General features: G+C 31.8%; 23 protein-coding genes. 16 read left to right on the forward strand and 7 right to left on the reverse strand.

Annotated features, from left to right (window positions below; translation table 11 throughout):
* Positions 1 to 175: 175 nt before the first annotated feature.
* Complete coding sequence (locus NYQ10_RS16315) at positions 176 to 592, reverse strand: hypothetical protein (protein ID WP_289877291.1); 417 nt, start codon at positions 590 to 592, stop codon at positions 176 to 178.
* An 84-nt stretch (positions 593 to 676) separates the two neighbouring features.
* Here NYQ10_RS16315 and NYQ10_RS16320 point away from each other — a divergent pair, with 84 nt between their 5' ends.
* Positions 677 to 1,084, forward strand: a complete 408-nt coding sequence (locus tag NYQ10_RS16320) for a glyoxalase (protein ID WP_289877292.1) — start codon at positions 677 to 679, stop codon at positions 1,082 to 1,084.
* 10 nt (positions 1,085 to 1,094) lie between these two features.
* On the forward strand, positions 1,095 to 1,556 hold the full coding sequence (locus tag NYQ10_RS16325) for a hypothetical protein (RefSeq protein ID WP_289877293.1): 462 nt from the start codon (positions 1,095 to 1,097) through the stop codon (positions 1,554 to 1,556).
* Positions 1,557 to 1,628: 72 nt separating this feature from the next.
* Here the strand turns inward: NYQ10_RS16325 and NYQ10_RS16330 are convergent, their stop codons facing one another.
* Positions 1,629 to 3,371 carry a DUF885 domain-containing protein gene (locus tag NYQ10_RS16330; RefSeq protein ID WP_289877294.1) on the reverse strand — a complete coding sequence of 581 codons (1,743 nt, stop codon included), beginning with the start codon at positions 3,369 to 3,371 and terminating at the stop codon, positions 1,629 to 1,631.
* Positions 3,372 to 3,397: 26 nt separating this feature from the next.
* On the reverse strand, positions 3,398 to 5,374 hold the full coding sequence (locus NYQ10_RS16335) for an alpha-ketoacid dehydrogenase subunit alpha/beta (protein ID WP_289877295.1): 1,977 nt from the start codon (positions 5,372 to 5,374) through the stop codon (positions 3,398 to 3,400).
* A gap of 188 nt (positions 5,375 to 5,562) precedes the next feature.
* Here NYQ10_RS16335 and NYQ10_RS16340 point away from each other — a divergent pair, with 188 nt between their 5' ends.
* The 8 genes from NYQ10_RS16340 to NYQ10_RS16375 all read left to right on the forward strand — a co-directional run bounded on the left by NYQ10_RS16340 (position 5,563) and on the right by NYQ10_RS16375 (position 12,510).
* Positions 5,563 to 6,513 (forward strand): isopenicillin N synthase family dioxygenase, encoded by a 951-nt coding sequence (locus tag NYQ10_RS16340; protein ID WP_289877296.1) that lies wholly within the window; start codon positions 5,563 to 5,565, stop codon positions 6,511 to 6,513.
* Positions 6,514 to 6,650: 137 nt separating this feature from the next.
* Positions 6,651 to 6,983 carry a translation initiation factor gene (locus NYQ10_RS16345; RefSeq protein ID WP_276173577.1) on the forward strand — a complete coding sequence of 111 codons (333 nt, stop codon included), beginning with the start codon at positions 6,651 to 6,653 and terminating at the stop codon, positions 6,981 to 6,983.
* Between the two features lie 118 nt (positions 6,984 to 7,101).
* Positions 7,102 to 7,971 (forward strand): nucleoside phosphorylase, encoded by an 870-nt coding sequence (locus NYQ10_RS16350; protein ID WP_289877297.1) that lies wholly within the window; start codon positions 7,102 to 7,104, stop codon positions 7,969 to 7,971.
* Positions 7,972 to 7,995: 24 nt separating this feature from the next.
* Positions 7,996 to 8,325, forward strand: a complete 330-nt coding sequence (locus tag NYQ10_RS16355; protein ID WP_289881046.1) for a DUF4265 domain-containing protein — start codon at positions 7,996 to 7,998, stop codon at positions 8,323 to 8,325.
* 67 nt (positions 8,326 to 8,392) lie between these two features.
* Positions 8,393 to 9,244: a substrate-binding domain-containing protein gene (locus tag NYQ10_RS16360; protein ID WP_276173574.1), complete on the forward strand. Its 852-nt coding sequence runs from the start codon at positions 8,393 to 8,395 to the stop codon at positions 9,242 to 9,244.
* A 19-nt stretch (positions 9,245 to 9,263) separates the two neighbouring features.
* Positions 9,264 to 10,196 carry a transglutaminase gene (locus NYQ10_RS16365; protein WP_289877298.1) on the forward strand — a complete coding sequence of 311 codons (933 nt, stop codon included), beginning with the start codon at positions 9,264 to 9,266 and terminating at the stop codon, positions 10,194 to 10,196.
* A gap of 157 nt (positions 10,197 to 10,353) precedes the next feature.
* Positions 10,354 to 10,722: a hypothetical protein gene (locus NYQ10_RS16370; RefSeq protein WP_276173572.1), complete on the forward strand. Its 369-nt coding sequence runs from the start codon at positions 10,354 to 10,356 to the stop codon at positions 10,720 to 10,722.
* 201 nt (positions 10,723 to 10,923) lie between these two features.
* Positions 10,924 to 12,510, forward strand: coding sequence for an ABC-F family ATP-binding cassette domain-containing protein (locus NYQ10_RS16375; protein WP_289877299.1), 1,587 nt, complete (start codon positions 10,924 to 10,926; stop codon positions 12,508 to 12,510).
* A gap of 14 nt (positions 12,511 to 12,524) precedes the next feature.
* Here NYQ10_RS16375 and NYQ10_RS16380 read toward each other — a convergent pair whose 3' ends face one another.
* Entirely contained in the window at positions 12,525 to 13,496 is a 972-nt protein-coding gene (locus NYQ10_RS16380; RefSeq protein ID WP_289877300.1) for an alpha/beta fold hydrolase, read from the reverse strand.
* Positions 13,497 to 13,739: 243 nt separating this feature from the next.
* On the opposite strand from NYQ10_RS16380, the gene NYQ10_RS16385 reads away from it, so the two are divergent.
* Positions 13,740 to 14,792 carry a linear amide C-N hydrolase gene (locus NYQ10_RS16385; protein WP_289877301.1) on the forward strand — a complete coding sequence of 351 codons (1,053 nt, stop codon included), beginning with the start codon at positions 13,740 to 13,742 and terminating at the stop codon, positions 14,790 to 14,792.
* Between the two features lie 82 nt (positions 14,793 to 14,874).
* Here the strand turns inward: NYQ10_RS16385 and NYQ10_RS16390 are convergent, their stop codons facing one another.
* Positions 14,875 to 15,687: a hypothetical protein gene (locus NYQ10_RS16390; RefSeq protein WP_289877302.1), complete on the reverse strand. Its 813-nt coding sequence runs from the start codon at positions 15,685 to 15,687 to the stop codon at positions 14,875 to 14,877.
* Between the two features lie 132 nt (positions 15,688 to 15,819).
* Between NYQ10_RS16390 and NYQ10_RS16395 the strand changes: the two genes are divergently transcribed.
* From NYQ10_RS16395 to NYQ10_RS16410, 4 genes are read left to right on the forward strand one after another with little or no spacing between them, the layout of a single operon-like run.
* The gene (locus NYQ10_RS16395) at positions 15,820 to 16,137 is read left to right on the forward strand and encodes an ArsR/SmtB family transcription factor (protein WP_289877303.1); all 318 of its coding nucleotides are present in this window, start codon (positions 15,820 to 15,822) and stop codon (positions 16,135 to 16,137) included.
* 3 nt (positions 16,138 to 16,140) lie between these two features.
* The gene (locus NYQ10_RS16400; protein ID WP_289877304.1) at positions 16,141 to 16,608 is read left to right on the forward strand and encodes an SRPBCC domain-containing protein; all 468 of its coding nucleotides are present in this window, start codon (positions 16,141 to 16,143) and stop codon (positions 16,606 to 16,608) included.
* A gap of 6 nt (positions 16,609 to 16,614) precedes the next feature.
* Complete coding sequence (locus NYQ10_RS16405) at positions 16,615 to 16,992, forward strand: DoxX family protein (RefSeq protein ID WP_289877305.1); 378 nt, start codon at positions 16,615 to 16,617, stop codon at positions 16,990 to 16,992.
* 12 nt (positions 16,993 to 17,004) lie between these two features.
* Positions 17,005 to 17,562, forward strand: coding sequence for a DUF4256 domain-containing protein (locus NYQ10_RS16410; RefSeq protein ID WP_289877306.1), 558 nt, complete (start codon positions 17,005 to 17,007; stop codon positions 17,560 to 17,562).
* 45 nt (positions 17,563 to 17,607) lie between these two features.
* Here NYQ10_RS16410 and NYQ10_RS16415 read toward each other — a convergent pair whose 3' ends face one another.
* A complete protein-coding gene (locus NYQ10_RS16415; protein ID WP_289877307.1) occupies positions 17,608 to 17,958 on the reverse strand; it encodes a DUF2200 domain-containing protein in 351 nt (116 codons plus the stop codon).
* 132 nt (positions 17,959 to 18,090) lie between these two features.
* On the opposite strand from NYQ10_RS16415, the gene NYQ10_RS16420 reads away from it, so the two are divergent.
* A complete protein-coding gene (locus NYQ10_RS16420; protein ID WP_289877308.1) occupies positions 18,091 to 18,492 on the forward strand; it encodes a VOC family protein in 402 nt (133 codons plus the stop codon).
* Positions 18,493 to 18,556: 64 nt separating this feature from the next.
* On the opposite strand, the gene map is transcribed toward NYQ10_RS16420, so the two are convergent.
* On the reverse strand, positions 18,557 to 19,321 hold the full coding sequence (map, locus tag NYQ10_RS16425) for a type I methionyl aminopeptidase (protein ID WP_289877309.1): 765 nt from the start codon (positions 19,319 to 19,321) through the stop codon (positions 18,557 to 18,559).
* Positions 19,322 to 19,343: the final 22 nt, after the last annotated feature.

Here is a 19,343-nt window from a genome sequence, read left to right on the forward strand (position 1 = left end):
AAGTTTCAGGTTTAACCGCAAAGAACGCTAAGAATTACGCAAGGTTCGCAAAGTTTTTTCCAAAGCTTTGCAAACTTTGTGTTTTTACAAAATCTCGTATATCAAAAAACCTTGCGTTCTTTGCGTTAAAAATTCAACACATTTTATGTAAAACCTGAAACTTGAAACAAAAAAACTATTTTGTCACTTCTTCAAAAACAAATTCAGAGTTATTGTATTCAATTGGAACTTCTGGAACAAAACAAGGAAGATTAAAATAAGTTCCAATAACTCCCTTTCCTAAAAACAGTTTATTATCTTTCTTTAAAAGAGCAATTGGAACTCTTTTCCAGTTTCCTCCAAAGGAAATAAAATAATAATCCCCTCTTAAAGTATCTCCTCTTAAGTCGCCTCTTACATCTCCAGAATCTTTACCGTATCCGTAACGAGAAATTTCATAACGCCCGTAGAAACGTTTGTTATTAATGTGAATATCAAAAACAGCCGTATCTTTATTATTTACTGCCTGATATATTTTATGATTGTATTTTTCTTTATTTTCTTTCGAATTGCAAGAAACTATTAATAAACAGAGAAATAGAAATAATCGCATATTTTATTTTTGTAAAAAAACAAAAATAGGTTTTTATCATGGGATTATTTCGCTAACTTTAAGAAAAACTAAAAACATAAAAACATGGAAGATAGAGACACTTTTTTAAAAGAATTCAGAGGCGAGACTTTAGGAACTGTAAGTGCTCAATCTTCTCCAGATGAGATCTTTCAAAACCAGACCATCAGACCGATTTTAAAACTGCAAAATGATTTGTTTATCGCAGTTTTTATAAATTATGTAAATAAAAACAAACCCGATTTTTATTCTTATTCTGTAGAGAAAAAACTTCAAACGATCGAAAATTCGATTCAAAAGGACATTAAATTTCGAAACTCTTTAAAAGGAATTGTGATGGCGCTTTTTACGGTTGAAGAATACAATACTTATATTCAGAATTCTTCTGACTTAAATAAACGAATGATGAATTTGTTAATTGACCGATTGAAAAATCAAGTGCAGTTGTTTGAAGTGGAGTCTGATTTGAAATAAATATTCTAAAATGAAATTTAGTTTAGATTTTACAACAGGTTACGGTCAATTTTACTTGAATGATAAAGATGAAGGAGATACAGGTTCTCCGGATTTTTGGACAAACGAAGCCTTTAACGATAAACTTGCTGTAGAAAAAGGAATTTTAGGTATTTCTCTTGAAAATAGTGAAGGAATTGTCAAAGCTGAACTTGAAATTTTAAGTTCCAAAAGTCCAATTTTAGATTTTACTGATTTCGATCATGTTGTAGAAGCAAGTTTAGAAATAAATACAGGTTTCTTGCAAATAAATGATTGTCCATTTTCTCTTCTTGTTTTAGAAGAAAAAATCGAAAAAGCCAATTATAGGGTTCGGGTTTATTATAAAAATTTAGAAACTGCGTACAACGAAAATCCTGAAGACTTCTATAAAATAGAAATGTGGAAAGATTCTTTTTCGGAAAGAACTGTTCTAAAAAGATTCGAAAATTAAAAGTTTTGATATAAAAAAGAAGGTTTGACTTTAAAAATCAAACCTTCTTTTTTTATAAAATCTAAAGAAAATCTACTCTTCAGAAAGCATCAATTCTTTGATATATTTTACTGGAGCGCTTCCAAAGCTTAAGAATTTCTCATGAAACTTTTTCAAGTTAAACTTATCTCCCTCCTTTTTCTTTAATTCTTCTCTTAAATTATAGATTTCAGTATAACCTGTAAAATAAGAACACAATTGAACTTGAGATAAAGTAGCGCGTTTCCATTTTCCGTCTGCCTCAGCTTGTTGCTGAAAAGCTTCTTTTGTTAGAAGTTTAATGGCATCTTCTTTTGACATTTCTTTTGTATGAACACTAATGTCCAAAATAGTATTACAAGTAGTTCTAAGATTCCATTTATAATACATTAACCACATTTCATCAGAGTTTTTGTAACCGCTTTCTAGCATCATTTTCTCAGCGTAAACTGCCCAACCTTCTACCATAGCGCCGTTTCCGAAGATAGATTTGATAATACTTGGCGATTGATTACTGTAAACCAATTGCGTATAATGTCCCGGAATTGCTTCGTGAATATTTAAGATTTGTAAAATATAATCGTTGTATTCTCTCAAATAGCTTTCTGCATTTTCTTTTGTCCATCCAGACATGCTTCCTACATTATAGTAAGTGTTTGCATTTTTATCATAAGGTCCAGGAGCAGAAATAGAAGCGCCAGCAACTCCAGCCATATATGCAGGTTCTTTACGAACAACTAAAGGTTTTGAAGGATCAATGTATAATAAATCTTTTGCTTTTACATAAGCCGTCAATTCTGGAATCTGTTTTTCGATTTCAGATTGGAATTTTTCTGGTGTAGTGTGTTTTAATGAAATTTCATCAATAACTTCTTTAATTAATTCCAGTTTGTCTGTTGGTTTTACAGCATTACCTTTATATTTAGTCCAAAGTTTATCGGCTAAAACAAACATTTTTTCATGCAAATCTTTTTTATGATCTACTGCGATTTGATAAATTTCGTCGGCAGTATATCCAGATTGAATATTTAAGTCAAACTTTTTGGCGTACAAATCTTTTCCTAATCTAAAAGAACGAGGAGTTTTGTTTGGCATTTTTTTAAGCCATTCTGCATAATCAGTAATCGCTTTTACAGAAACAGCTGCTTTTTCTAACATTTGTTTCTTTTCTGCATCTGATAATTTGCTTTTTTCTAAAGCATTTTTAAGATCATCTTGAAAAACTGAAGAACCGCCAAGATTCTGAGCGATTGCAAGTTCTGTATGTTCTAAAGTTGGATTCTTTACATTCTTTTTAGCCGCTTCATAATAAGCTGGAATTCCATCCATTTTGGCATTAAAAGCTTTTAAACGAGTTTCTAGGCTGTCATAATTTCCATTTAAAATTTCAGCAAAAGAACCGCAAACATTATATTCTGACGGATCCCATTCATTTGTTTTTAATTCTTTGATATTAAAAATGATTCCGTTTAATTGATTTTTTATCATATAATAATCAGTCTTATTATTGTTTGAAAGATTATCAATGTTATAAGATTTTAGAGAATCTAATTGTGCATTTGCAAAATCTAATTTATTTTGACTGTCTTTAGCATCTGGAATGGTCAAAATGCTATCATACTTATGAAATCCCACGCCAGAAGCCCAATTAGGATTAAGTTTCCATAATTCGGAAATAAAGTTGTTTTTATAAGTGTCAAATTTTTTGTCTAAATCTGTATCCTTGTTAGATTTTGCATTTTTAGCACAAGAAGCCAAAAGCAAAACCGTAAAAAGTGATAGGCAAATTTTTTTCATATAATTAATTTTAAAGTGTTTCTTTTTTAATAATTCAATAATTCTTTAAGCGCGATTTCAAATCGATTTCTAGGTAAAAACTGATCTTCTAATGCTTTTGTAAACGGAATTGGCGAATCTAAACTGGCAACACGTTTTACTGGAGCATCCAAATATTCAAAACAATTCTCCATAATTAAAGCCGAAATATCGCTTGCAATTCCGCCAAAAAGAGTGTCTTCTTGATAAATAATTGCTTTTCCAGTTTTCTTAACTGAAGCAAAAATGGTTTCTGTATCTAAAGGCTGTAATGTTCTTAAATCGATTAAATCAGCATCTATTTCTGGATTATTTGCTAAAGTTTCTAAAGCCCAATGTACGGTCGCGCCAAACGAAATAATCGTCACCGATTTACCTTCTTTTAATAAAGCCGCTTTTCCTAAAGGAATAGTATAATATTCTTTTGGAATTTCTTGATAAATACTTCTATACAATAATTTATGCTCGAAAAATAAAACCGGATTCGGATCATTTATTGAAGTATTTAAAAGTCCTTTTGCGTCGTATGGAAATGCCGGATAAACTACCTTTAAACCTGGAGTTTTAGTAAACCAAGCTTCATTAGTTTGCGAATGAAAAGGACCAGCTTGTGTTCCTCCGCCGCAAGGCATACGAACCACAACATCAGCGTTTTCGCCCCAACGATAATGTGATTTTGCTAGTAAATTTACAATCGGATTAAATCCTGTAGAAACGAAATCGGCAAATTGCATTTCTACAATTGCTTTATAACCATTTATAGACAATCCCATTCCGGTGGAAACAATAGCACTTTCGCAGATTGGTGTATTTCTAACGCGATCTTTTCCAAAGAATTCTACAAAACCGTCTGTAATTTTAAAAGCTCCGCCATATTCTGCAATATCTTGTCCCATTAAAACCAAATTTCTATGACGTTGCATCGATTCGTTTAAACCGTTTCGAATGGCATCTATAAAACGAATGTTTTCGGTTTCTCCTTCTGGGTTAACTTCTTCAAATTGATATGGTTTGTAAACATCATCTAATTCTCCACTATAGCTTGGTTCGATTTCGGGTTCTGCGTTTGCTTTTGCCCAGTTTTCATCAATTTCTTGTTTTATTTCAGCACGAAATTGTTCGTCTAATTCTTCAGTAAGAATTCCGTTTTCTAAAAGATATTTTTTGTAATTAGAAACTGGATCTCTTAATTCCCATTGATCCATTAGCTCTTGCGGAACATATTTAGTGCCACTCGCCTCTTCGTGGCCGCGCATTCTGAAAGTTTTAAATTCTAACAAAATCGGACGTGGATTCTCTTTCATTTCTTCTTTTAACTGAGATAATTTGTTGTAGACTTCCACAATATTATTTCCGTCAATAATCCAGCTTTCAATACCGTAACCAATTCCTTTATCAGCAAGGTTTTCGCAGGCATATTGTTCATTAGTTGGAGTCGAAAGTCCGTAGCCATTATTTTCTATAATAAACATTACAGGCAACTTCCAAACTGCGGCAATATTCAAAGCTTCATGAAAATCGCCTTCACTTGTTGCACCTTCTCCTGTAAAAACTGCAGTTATTTTTTTATTGTTTTGAAGTTTATCAGCTAAGGCAATTCCGTCAGCAATTCCTAATTGCGGACCTAAATGCGAAATCATTCCGATAATATTATATTCTTGAGTTCCAAAGTGGAAACTTCTATCTCGACCTTTTGTAAAACCATTAGCTTTTCCTTGCCATTGCGAAAATAAACGATGCAACGGAATTTCTCTTGTAGTAAAAACACCAAGATTTCGGTGCATTGGAAGTATATATTCTGATTGATCCAAAACAGCGGTAACACCAACTGCAATTGCTTCTTGCCCTATTCCCGAAAACCATTTAGAAACTTTTCCTTGACGAATCAAGATGAGCATCTTTTCTTCTATCAATCGCGGTTTTAATATCTTTTTGTATAAATCTAATAATTGAGTGTCAGTGAGGTTTTGTCGGTAAAAAATCATGTAATTTTTTGTTTTTTAGTGTTTCAAATATAACAATTTGCGTCAATTTTATTGAATTCTAAAATATTTTTTTAATCCTAAACCTACTTTTAATAGCTGAGCTTGAGATTATTTTCTAAAATATTCTCTACCTTTGTTAGCGAAAGGTGCTTATGACACCTTTCTTTTTTTAATAAAAAATGTAAAGTATGCAAAACATTCCTAGTGTAGACTTACGTGATTTCCTTTCGGACGACCCGAAACGTAAACAAAAATTTGTAAATGAAATCGGCAGTGCATTTGAAAACATTGGCTTCGTAGCCTTAAAAGGTCATTTTCTTGATGATCAATTGGTAGACGAACTTTATGGCGAAATTAGAAACTTCTTCGCCTTGCCAATAGAAACTAAGCATAAATATGAAATTCCTGGAATTGGCGGTCAAAGAGGTTATGTTTCTTTTGGAAAAGAACATGCTAAAGGACGCAAAGAAGGGGATTTAAAAGAATTCTGGCATTTTGGTCAATACGTTGACGCAAATTCTAGATGGGCTTCAGAATATCCAGATAATGTTGAAGTTACAGAATTACCACGTTTTAACGCAGTTGGTAAAGAAGCGTATCAAAAATTGGAGAAAACTGGAGTTTATGTTTTAAGAGCTTTGGCTTTACATTTAGGTCTCGATGAGTTTTATTTTGATAATTATGCAAAAGAAGGAAACTCAATTTTAAGACCAATTCATTACCCGCCAATTACTTCTGAGCCAGAAAATGCGATTCGTGCGGCGGCTCACGGCGACATCAACCTGATTACGCTTTTGATGGGCGCTCAAGGTAGAGGATTACAAGTTCAAAATCATAATGGCGACTGGATTGACGCCATCGCTCAAGATGACGAATTGGTAATTAATGTTGGAGATATGTTGTCTAGACATACTAACAACAAACTAAAATCTACAATTCACCAAGTGGTAAATCCGCCGAGAGAATTATGGGGAACTTCTCGTTATTCAATTCCTTTCTTTATGCATCCTGTAAGCGATATGCGTTTAGATTGCCTAGAAAATTGTATAGACGAAGAAAATCCAAAAAAATACGAAGATATTTCTGCTGGAGAGTTCTTGCACGAACGTTTAGTAGAGTTAGGTTTAATCAAAAAATAAGCTTAAATAAATTTCTCCCGATCCCGAAACATCGGGACGGGATAAAAATTCCAAATTCCAAGTTTTTCTTGGGGTTTGGAATTTAATTTTTAAATATCTTTATACTTGGAATTTATTTATTTTAGAATGAAAAAAATATGGACTTTAAAGATCAATTAAAAAATTTGTTTCCAGATCACGTTGAATCAAATGAACCAGAACAAGTTGAAGAACAAGAACATGTTCTTTACGTTCAGAAAGAGCCAATGATTTGCAAATTTGAAAAACGTAAAGGAAAACCAACTACTATTATTGAAGGTTATGAAGGATCTGACGAAGATTTTAAAGTCTTAGCCAAAGAAATAAAAACCAAACTGAGCGTTGGCGGAACTTTTAAAGATGCTTCTATTATCATTCAAGGAGATTATCGTGATAAAATTATGGCAATCTTAAAAGAAAAAGGATTTAAAACCAAACGTGTGGGAGGGTAAAAATTGTTTAAAGTTTCATGTTTAAAGTTTCAAGTTCTTCAATGTAACCTGAAACCTAAAACCTGAAACAAAAAAACTCAGAACCTCAGTATCTCAAAACCTTAGCAACTTAAAAAAAATGATCCAATCATCAGAATTAATACTTAATCAAGACGGAAGTGTTTACCATTTAAACCTTCGTCCAGAACATATTGCGCATGACATTATTTTTGTTGGCGATCAAAACAGAGTAGAAAAAATTACCCAATTTTTCGATTCAATTGAGCATTCGACTCAAAAAAGAGAATTTAAAACCCAAACCGGAATTTATAAAGGGAAAAGAATCTCTGTAATTTCAACCGGAATTGGGCCTGATAATATTGATATTGTTTTAAATGAACTTGATGCTTTAGTAAATATTGATTTAAAAACGCGTGAGCCTAAAGAAAAACTAACTTCTTTAAACATTATTAGAATTGGAACATCTGGATCTTTGCAGGAAGATATTCCAGTTGATAGTTTTGTAATGTCTAAATTTGGTTTAGGATTAGATAATATGCTACGTTCCTATCTAATTGACGATGTTTCGATTACAGAGATCGAAGACGCTTTTGTAAAACATACTAATTGGAATTCTAAAAAAGGAAAACCTTATGTAACGCAATGTTCAGAAAAATTAGAAAAACTAATTGAATCAGATAAAATTTTCAAGGGAATTACAGCAACTGCGGGAGGATTTTATGGTCCGCAAGGAAGAGTTTTGCGTTTGAATATTCAAGATGAAGAATTGAATAGTAAAATGGATAATTTTAGCCATAATGACACAAAAATCACTAATTTAGAAATGGAGACGGCTGCAATTTATGGACTTTCTGCGCTTTTAGGTCATAATGCATTATCGCTTAATGCAATTATCGCCAATCGTGCATCTGGAACTTTTAGTGAAGACCCTTATAAAGCTGTAGATGAATTAATTGCTTATACATTGAATAAACTGGCTGGAAATTAATTTCGTATATATTTTGGACCTTTAATTGCTACAGACGATCTTTTTTACGCAGAATTTGATGAAACTGAAGCCAAATTTATGCATAAAAAAACGATTCAAAATTCTGGAAATTCGATTGTTCAGATTGCAATTCTGGAAAAAGGTTTTGACGCGACAGTTATCCGAGATCAATTAAAGGCAATTAATTGTTTGTCGGAAGCATTAAACGAAACCTTTTTTGCAGCAGAAATTGGGAAAGATGTAGATTATGCATTGGTAAGAAGCTTATTAAGCGAATACGAGTCGCAGGAAATTATAGAATTTGCTGAACCATGTCTTTCAGAAAAACATAGAACAGATTTATTAAAAAATTAAACTAACCAAACTTAATTAATACGCATACGCATACCAAGCAACTTAACTTAACTTAAACTTAAAAGAAATGAAAACTGTCAAAATTGCGGGTGTTCCGGAACACTTCAATTTGCCGTGGCATTTATGCATCGAAAACGGCGAATTTGAAGAAGAGGGCATCGATTTACAATGGACCAATGTTCCCGAAGGAACTGGGAAAATGTGTCAAATGCTTCGCGACGGCGAAACAGATTTAGCGGTAATTTTAACCGAAGGAATTTTAAAAGATATTTCAGCTGGAAATCCGAGTAAGATTGTTCAGATTTATGTTCAATCGCCATTAATTTGGGGAATTCACGTGGCTGCAAAATCAGATTTTAAAACCCTAAAAGATCTTAAAAACAAAAAAGTCGCTATTTCTAGAATCGGTTCTGGATCTCAATTAATGGCTTATGTAAATGCAAATGAGCAAGGCTGGAAAACAGACGATCTTGAATTTGAAATTGTAAATACAATTGATGGCGCTGTTGATGCTTTAACTAACAACAAAGCAGATTATTTTATGTGGGAACGCTTTATGACAAAACCGCTTGTTGATAAAGGCGTTTTTAGACGAATTGACGACTGCCCTACTCCTTGGCCATCATTTATAATTGCTGTTCGTGAAGAATTCCTAAAAAAGAATGGCAAGGTAGTTGAGAAAATCCTTGAAATCATTAATAGCACAACAACCGATTTTAAAGAGATTCCAGAGATTGACAAGAAATTATCTAAACTTTTTAATCAAAAAGCTGAGGATATAAAAGAGTGGCTTAAATTGACACAATGGTCACAAAAGAATTTAACCGAAAAGTCTTTTAATAAAATTCAAAATCAGTTATTTGATCTGGGAATTATTGATAAAAAAAGTATTTTTGTAGAAACCGTAAAAGCACTGTAATACTGCTTTTTTGATTCGTATGATGAAATTCCCTAAAATTGACTTACCGTATTTAAAATCCAAACTCCAGGTGAAATCACCGTGGGATAGGATTATTATAATGCTGTTGAGTCTTTTTATTACTATTCCGATTTTCATCATACTGCATCAAAATTTGATCGACCTAGAATGGGCGTTCAATTTAGATCGTGTTTTTATCTTTATTTTTGTCTTTGCTGTAATATTTTTTCTTCTGATGTACCTCAGAACAATTATCATATTGTGCATTGCAGTCTATTTATTGATTTTATTTTACGGAACAGTTATCGGAAATTATGGTTTTAACGAAATCTCAGAAGACTATAATTCTATGATTTATACAATGTCTGATAATCCATATCCGCAGGATATTATCGTAGCAAAACTGCTTCCGTTTCCAAATAAAACAAAAATTCTTAATGCTATAGAATACCAGAATCCGAAAGTGCGAAATTTTGCTGTTATGGCAACCACAAAGCATTTTAAAGGCATTAGAGGCTATTCAGATTATCGTACCATAATTCAGTGTTTTGCTGTTTTTAAAGAAATAAACAGCAGATGGAATTATGTAAACGATCCAAAAGACGGTGATTATATCGCAACCGCCAGCGAATCTCTAGAGTATTTTTCTGGCGATTGTGATGATCATTCTATTTTAATGGCAGCGGCAGTTCGATCAATTGGAGGAACTCCACGACTTATTCATACCAAAGGACATATATATCCAGAGATATTAATTGGTTCTATGATTGATTTGGAAAAAGTGAACTATTTGATTAAAAATGTGCTTTTTACAAAAGAAAGCTACAGAAAAAAAATACATTACCATATAGACGAACGCGGTCAGGTTTGGATGAATCTTGACTATACGGCAACTTATCCTGGAGGTCCGTTTATGTATGAAGAAATTTTGGGAGCTTTAACCCTCAATTAGAAATTCAATTTCTAAATTTAGTTTTTCAGTATTGCGATATGAATTAAATTGCGATCTTTTTTTAGCGAAAAAAAATATTTATAAATATTTGATTACGAATAATTTAATATCGTTTTTTTTTGTAACTTTTTCCTGTTTAACTTTTAATCACAAAATCATGAAAAACTCTAAATTGGTTACCCTTCTAATTGCAGTTGCTGTCGTATTAATGGTTTCATGTCATGGTAAAAGAAACAGATTAATTAATTCGTGGAAAGTTTCAGCTGTCGAGACTAAAACTTCTATTAATGACTCTGCAAAAAATGAAATTTTGAAAAACGGTATGCTCACTTTCACAGAAGATGGTCATGTTACAGGATATCTTCTTCGTGAAATAACAGATGGTACCTACGCATTATCTCAAAAAGGTAAAAAACTGGTTATCAAAGACGAAGTTGGAACACCTTACGAATGCGAAAGCACCATTACTGATGATAAATTAATTCTGGATACCAAAGAAGCTAAGTTAACATTTGATAAAATTTAAAAATTTAATTTCAATTATATTACAAAAAACCATTCTTACCATCATAAAGAATGGTTTTTTGATTTTTACTACAAAATAAATACCTTTGCACCTCTTCAAATAAGCATTTATCTATGTGAAAATTAATTTCTTTCGGAAAACTTAGTAGGTAACCGCATCTAGCGGCTGCTTCATTATTTAATTCTCTAAAAAGAAATAATTATGCTTATTATTCAAAATATCTCATATCAGCATGAGAATAAAGACATGCTGTTTCAAAACATAAATTTTACGGTAAACAATCATGATAAAACTGCACTAGTTGGAAATAATGGCGTCGGAAAATCAACTTTATTGCGAATTATTTCGGGTGAACTTAAACCATTTTCAGGTCAAATTATTCAAAATTCGAAACCTTATTTTGTACCGCAATTATTTGGTCAATTTGATAATCTTAGTATTACTGATGCTTTACAAATAAAGGATAAAATAAATTCACTTAAAGAAATACTTGAAGGTGTTGTTACCGAAGAAAATCTCCAATTATTAGATAATGACTGGACAATTGAAGAGCGCTGTGATAAAGCTTTATCGTATTGGAATCTTAACGATTTGGATTTGAATCAGAAAATGGGAACTCTGAGCGGTGGTCAGAAAACGAAAGTTTTTTTGGCTGGAATTATAATTCATGAACCAGATTTTATTTTAATGGACGAGCCTAGCAATCATCTGGATTTTGCAACACGCGAATTATTATATGAATTTATAAAATCTACTTCAAGTTCTATTTTAGTTGTAAGTCACGACAGAACATTGTTAAATATTCTAAATCGAACGCTAGAAATGAGTAAAAATGAAGTTATTGTTTATGGAGGAAATTATGATTTTTATCGAAATCAGAAAAAAATCATGAATGAGGCTCTGGAACAAGATGTGCAAATTAAAGAGAAAGAACTTAGAAAAGCTAAAGATAAAGAACGCGAAACCATTGAACGCCAAAACAAACTGGATTCTAGAGGAAAAAAGAAACAAGAAAAGTCTGGTGTTGCCAGAATTATGATGAACACACTCCGAAATAACGCAGAAAATAGCAGTTCGAAATTAAAAGATGTTCATGCAGAGAAAATAAATACTATTTCTGGCGATTTGCGTCAATTAAGATCTAATTTGCCAGCAATAGATCAGATTAAATTTGGCTTCAATAATTCTACTTTTCATAAAGGAAAAATGCTCTTCAAAGCCAATGAAATTAATTATTCTTATGGAAATCAATTGCTTTGGCAAGAAAATCTGAATTTCGAAATTCTTTCTGGAGATCGTCTGGTTTTAAAAGGTTTAAATGGCTCTGGAAAAACAACTTTAGTCAAGATTATTTTGGGAGAATTAAAATTGGAGCAAGGAAATATAACTTCTCTTGAAAAGAACGCAATGTACATTGACCAAGATTATTCTTTGCTTCAAAATAATCTGAAAATTTATGAGCAAGCACAACTTTTTAATGATTGCGGTTTAGAAGAACATGACGTAAAAATGAGATTAAATCGTTTTTTATTCGCTCAAAACGATTGGGACAAACCTTGCAATAATTTAAGCGGAGGCGAAAGAATGCGTTTGATGCTTTGCTGTTTAACAATTAGTGATGAATCTCCTGAAATTATAATTTTAGACGAACCAACCAATAATCTAGACATTCAAAACATAGAAATTCTAACCGCGGCGTTGAACGAATATAATGGAACTTTGATTGTGATTTCTCACGATCATCTTTTTCTAAATCAAATAAAAATTGAAAAAAGTATTGAACTTTAAAAAAAAGCGCCGAATTATCTCGGCGCTAATTTTTCTATTTCATTGCAAATTAAATCTGGCTCTTGAAGTGTAATATAGTGACCGCTTTTTTGTGCAAAAACCTGTGTGCTTTTATCAGACAAATGAAGCAGATCTTTCTGTAGATTATTATGAATAGAAAGATATTCTTTTTCTAGATTTTTATCCTTTGCTCCTTCTACTCCATTTGGATATTTTGCAGTAATAATTGTTAGCGGAATTGCGCCAAAATTATTAATTTGAGATGCTTCTAACATTAGTTTTTCATCATTTTCTAATTCATTCATCATTCCATCTAAAATACGATAGAAATAGTGTTTTACATTTCTGTTAAACCAATGTTCTTTCGGAACTGCCGCTGTAAAAGCCGTTGTACTATATAAAATTCTAATTATGCCGATTTCATTTAAAAAACTCAAAAGTATTTTTGGCGGCGGCTGAACAGATTTTTTCAATGCTTCAGAAGATTTTTCTAATTGCTTTGGATGAGAAACATCAAGAAACACAATACCTGCCATATCTTTTGCATTCTCTTTAAGGAATAATCTTGATGTAATTCCACCAAAAGAATGTCCAACTAAAATGTACGGTTTTGGACAATTTGTTTTTTCCAAAAGCTGTTTTAAATCATCTGCGTATCGTCTTAAGTTGGTTTTCTTTGCTGTGGCACTCCATAAAATTCCGGCTTTATCATAAGAAATTGTGGTGTATTTTTGAGAAAGTTTCTTCTGAATATCTTGCCAATGCAGATAATCTCCTCCTAGACCAGATTCGAAAATTACGGTGCAAGAGCCGTTTCCTTGTTTCTTAAAATGAATTTTTCTACCATCTATTTCTACAAATTCTGATTTATCTGGACGTTTGCTATCATAATAGAATCGAGAAATACGTTCGAACAAAAATCCGATTACAATTAAAATTACGAGACTAACCAAAAATATTTTGAGAGCTTTGAAAATCTTTTTCATCATTTAAAGTCAATTTTTTAAAAGTTGTGATAACTTCAAAAATAGACGATATTTCTTCTAATAGCAAATTATTTAAAATTATTCTAAATAACATTTGTTAATTTACATCTCGTTCGTTATTAAATGTTTAATATTAGAAATGTTATATTAAATACTTAAATTGCAGATAAATCTTATTGTTTTAACTTCTTTTTAATTCAAAATAATATCTCAAAAACAATGTTTAATTAAAATTTCTAGATTATGAAATTCAAAAACAGCATTCTGCCCCTTTTTTTAGCATTTAGTCTTTTGATATCTGAAACAGTTATTCCTTGTACAAGAATAGTTTATGAAGGATTAAATGGCACAATTATTACGGCAAGATCAATGGATTGGCGTGGTGAAATACCAGCTAATTTATGGATTTTTCCACGTGGAATTGAGCGATTTGGAGAAGCAGGAACTAGTTCTGTAAAATGGAAATCAAAATTTGGAAGTGTAATTACAAGTTCATGGGATATAGCATCTTCTGACGGAATGAACGAAAAAGGACTTGTTGGAAATCTTTTATGGTTGGTTGAATCTCAATATCCGAAGTTTGAGAAAAATGGCAAAGTAAAAGGTTTAGCAGTTTCTTTATGGTTACAATATGCTTTGGATAATTTTTCGACGGTTTCGGAAGCGGTTACGGCGTTAGAAAAAAATAATTTTGTTATTGTTTCATCTCACATTCCAGGAACAAATATTTTTGCTACCGTGCATTTGTCTCTGTCTGATGCAAGCGGCGATAATGCTATTTTTGAATATGTAAACGGTAAATTGGTTATTCATCATGATAGAAAATATGTTGCTATGACCAATTCTCCAATTTTTGATGAACAGTTAGCGATTAATTCTTATTGGAAAAGTATTCCTGGAACAATTATGCTTCCGGGAACTAATCGCGCCGCAGATCGTTTTGTACGTGCTTCTTATTACATAGATGCCATTCCGAAAACAGATAATGTAAGAACTGCTTTGGCAAGTGTTTTTGGAGTTATTAGAAATTGTTCTGTACCATTGGGAATTTCATCAGAAACAGAACCTAATATATCTTCGACTCGTTGGAGAACAGTTGCAGATCAAAAAAACTTGGTTTATTATTTTGATAATGTATTGAATCCGAATGTAATTTGGGTTGAATTCAGTAAGATTGATTTTAGTGAAAAAGGAAAAATTAAAAAACTTAGTTTAGCGAATCATGAAAATTATTCTGGTGAATCTTTATTAAATTTTAAAGAAACTAAGCCTTTTCAATTTGCTGGATTGGATTGATTCATAAATGATAAAAAAAGAAAACCTTCAAACTGAAACAATTTGAAGGTTTTTTAAAAGATTTCTTTAGATTTTTAAAAACTTATTTTTTCGACATTTTTTCAAAGGCTTTTTTCGTCATAACGGCGAGTTCATCATTCTTGCAATTCCATATTGAAACATATTCATTAGATATTACCATCACAGATTCCCAACCAGTATACTTTTCATAAAGCATTGTAGTACAAATATCTGTTGGCGTAATTAATTCTCCAGTACTTGGAAGATGGCTATGAATTGCAGTTAAAATAGCCTCTTTTTGGTCTCCATAATTTACAGGGATAATATTAGCATGAAGTACTTTTCTGTTTATCAGGTTGTTATTCTTATCAAATGTTATAAGATAGTCGTTACCATAAATTACAACACCTGTTTTACTTGGCCCTGTTAAAACATATACTTTCTTCTCTCCGTTTGAAATAATTGGAATCAAATTAGGATTTGTATTTTCATATTGCTTAAAAATAGTATCAGTTCTTAAAAGATTTAAAGCCTTTTGACGAATTATATATAGATCGTTTTCATCTTTGGAAAAACTTCTTTCAGTTAGATCAAGCTGAGCTGATTTTATATTGTATGATTTATCAAAACTAATTGTTCCAATTACAAATGTTTTTTCATCTTTAGAAAAAAATATGCACTTAGAAATATCGTTTTCAGAATAAGAAAAATAACCACCTATATTCTCTCTATTTTGATATTTTTCTAAAAATAGATCTGTTCCGTACCAAGAAGCCATTTCTGAACGATATAATTTTTTGCCTTCATCTATCACTTTTGCAATTTGCTCGTCCAATTTTTTTTGTGAATAACAATTAGGTATCGAAAACAGTAATATAATTAATAGTTTTTTCATTATTATTTAGTTTTTTTGGTTCATCTAAAATAAGTTATTTTTAAGAATAGATTTACATTTTTAAAAATAAAAGAACAAAAAACATTGTGCAGTCAAATGACTTCGTTATATTTGCAGTCAAATAACTGCATAATGGAAATTAGAAGAGATGTTTTTCAAGCAATAGCAGATCCTACAAGGAGAGCTATTTTAAGTTTAGTTGCGATTCAGAGTATGACTCCTGGCGCAATTGCAGAGAATTTTAATTCGTCTAGACAGACAATTTCGAAACATATTCAAATTCTTAGCGAATGCGAATTGTTAAGTCAGACACAAAACGGAAGAGAAATTTATTATCATTTAAATCCTTTGAAGATGAAAGAAATTGACAATTTTATTGAGCCTTTCAGAAAAATGTGGGAAGAACGTTTTAACAAACTAGAAGCTATCATGAAAAATTATAAAAAATAAAACATGGAAAAAAAGACAAAAATTCACGCTGAAGATAACAGACAAGATCTTTTCATTACAAGAGAATTTGATCTTTCGGTAGAACTTTTATTTAAAGCATATATTGAGCCAGAAATCGTAGCACAATGGATGGGAACAAAAGTTGTGAAACTCGAAAATAAAAAACATGGCGGATGGGAATTTGAAACTAGTGATCCATCTGGAAATGTAGTTTTTAAAGCGCACGGTACCATTCATGATATAATTCCAAATGAGAAAATTGTCCGCACTTTTGAAATGGATAATGCAAACTTTGCGCCTCAATTGGAGTTTTTAGAATTCGAAAAATTAACTGAGGAAACAAGTAAATTAACTATGCAGATTATTTACAAATCGATCGAACATAGATTGACGCAGCTTAAACTGCCATTTGCTCAAGGTTTAAATATGGCACACAACAGATTGGAAGAAATTGTAACTAAACTAAAATAATGAATTATGAGTAAAAGAAACAAGATTATCTATTGGATTGCTACGCTTTGGCTGGCATTAGGAATGACTTCTACAGGAATTGTACAGCTTATACCATTAAAAGAAGAAGCTGAAATGATAAAACATTTAGGCTATCCGCTTTACTTTTTGACTCTTTTAGGCGTTTGGAAACTTTTAGGCGTAATTGCAATTTTAATTCCGAAATTTGGTTTGTTGAAAGAATGGGCCTATGCCGGTTTTTTCTTTGCAATGTCTGGAGCTGTAATTTCTCATTTAGCTGTTGGAGATGATGCTTCGGCACTTTTTGGACCAATTTTATTAATTGTTTTAACCGTAATTTCTTGGTACTTCAGACCAGAGAATAGAAAGTGCAGTTCTAATTAAAAACACATAAAAATGAAAAAAGAATTGACAATAAACGAGCAAGAGGAAATTTTAAGTACGCTTGAGAAACGTTTTGAGAAAAATAAAAATCGTCATGAAAATCTGGATTGGTCTAAAATTGAAACCAAACTAAAAGCAAATCCAGAAAAATTATGGTCGCTTGAACAAATGGAAAGTACTGAAGGCGAACCAGATGTTATTGGTTATGACAAAAATACGGATGAATACCTTTTTGTAGACTGCGTTTCAGAAAGTCCAAAAGGCAGAAGAAGTGTTTGTTACGATCATGAAGCGCTTGAAAAAAGAAAAGAACACAAACCCGCAAACAGCGCCATAAACATGGCAGAAGAAATGGGAATTGAAATCTTAAATGAAGAACAATATAAAGAATTACAAAAACTAGGAAAATTTGATACCAAAACGTCCAGTTGGATTTTGACTCCGCCAGAAATTAGAAAACTGGGTGGTGCTATTTTTTCAGATTTTAGATATAACACTGTTTTTGTGTATCATAATGGCGCAGATTCGTATTATGCCGCGAGAGGTTTTCGTGGTTTATTAAGAGTTTAAAAACTAAAAACCTTCAAAGTATTTTTGAAGGTTTCTTGTTTTTAATTATTCTCTTAAAATCTTTTCCATTTTTTTTCCTTTCGCTAATTCGTCAACTAATTTATCTAGATATCTTAGTTTTTGAATTAACGGATCTTCGATTTCTTCTACACGATAACCGCAGATAACTCCAGTAATTTTTGAAGCATTCGGATTGAGTTGCGGAGCTTCAGCAAAGAAAGTTTGAAAATCTACTTTCTTTTCAATTTGTTCTTCAAGTTGTTTGTCATTATATCCTGTTAACCATTTTATTACAGTATCTAATTCTTCTTTAGTACGCTCTTTCTTTTCTACTTTTTGAATGTATAAAGGATAAACGCTAGAAAATAATATTTTGTAAATTCTGTCGGTTTTCATAATGATGTGTTTTAAAATAAAGCTTTGCTGTAAAGATAAATCAAAAGAATAAAAAAGGAAAATACAATGATTATTTTAATACCTTAGATTTGTAAAATAATAGTATTTCAGTAATCCTAAACAACTAATTATATGGAAAATAATTCAAATGAAATTACACCAAAAGTCACAGGAATTGGCGGAATTTTCTTTTTTCTAGACAATCCGAAAGAAACTAAAGATTGGTATGCAAAAAATTTAGGGTTAGAAATAAACGATTGGGGTTCTGCAAGTTTTGAATCTCGAAATTTAGAAAATCCCGAGCAAATTGAATCGACGCAATGGTGTCCTTTTAAAAAAGGTGATGAGTATTTTTCTCCTTCTAAAAAAGATTTCATGGTGAATTACCGCGTTCAAAATATTGAAGGACTTTTAGAAAAACTAAAAGCAAACGGAGTTACTGTTTTAGACGATATCGAGACTTACGATTACGGAAAATTTGTTCATATAATGGATACAGAAGGCAATAAAATTGAACTTTGGGAACCAGCATAAACAATTAACAGTTAACAATTGATAATTGACAATTTATAATTATCAATTATCAATTGTTCATAGTTTAATTCCAAATTTCATTCATTTCGGTCAGAATAATTGGTTTTCCATCCGTTACAACAATTGTGTGTTCGTGTTGCGCCATAAATCCGCCTTTATTTCCCACCATTGTCCAGCCGTCTTGTAAAGTTTCTGCATAAGTTGAAGTTGTAGAGATAAAAGTTTCAATGGCAACAACAGAATTCTTCTTAAATCTTGTCTGATTAAAACGATCTCTGTAATTGGCAATTTCGTGTGGCGCTTCGTGAAGACTTCTCCCTACTCCATGTCCAGTTAGGTTTTTAATTACTTTATAACCACGTTTTTTAGCTTCAGTTTCAATTAAAAAACCGATGTCAGAAATGCGAACGCCGCCTTTGATGTTATAAATGGCTTTGTGCAAAATATCTTTTGAAGCTTCAACCAATTTTTGATGCTCGTTTACATCAGATCCAATCACAAAAGAACCGCCGTTATCTGACCAAAAACCGCCTAATTCGGCAGAAACATCAATATTTATTAAATCTCCTTCTTTTAGAATTCTTTTATCAGATGGAATTCCGTGGCAAAATTCGTTATCAACACTAATGCAAGTCCAACCCGGAAAACCATAAGTCAAATATGGTGCAGATTTAGCTCCTAAAGCGTTGAGAATTTGTCCGCCATAATCGTCTAATTCTTTTGTTGACATTCCGGCTTTAGCAAATTTTCTCATTTCTTTTAAAGTAAAAGCAACTGCTTCACTCGCTTTTTTCATTCCGATTAATTCTGCTTCTGTTGTTATTGACATGGTATTTTCTTTTATAATGCCG

The organism is Flavobacterium johnsoniae, assembly GCF_030388325.1.
Lineage (GTDB): Bacteria > Bacteroidota > Bacteroidia > Flavobacteriales > Flavobacteriaceae > Flavobacterium > Flavobacterium johnsoniae_C.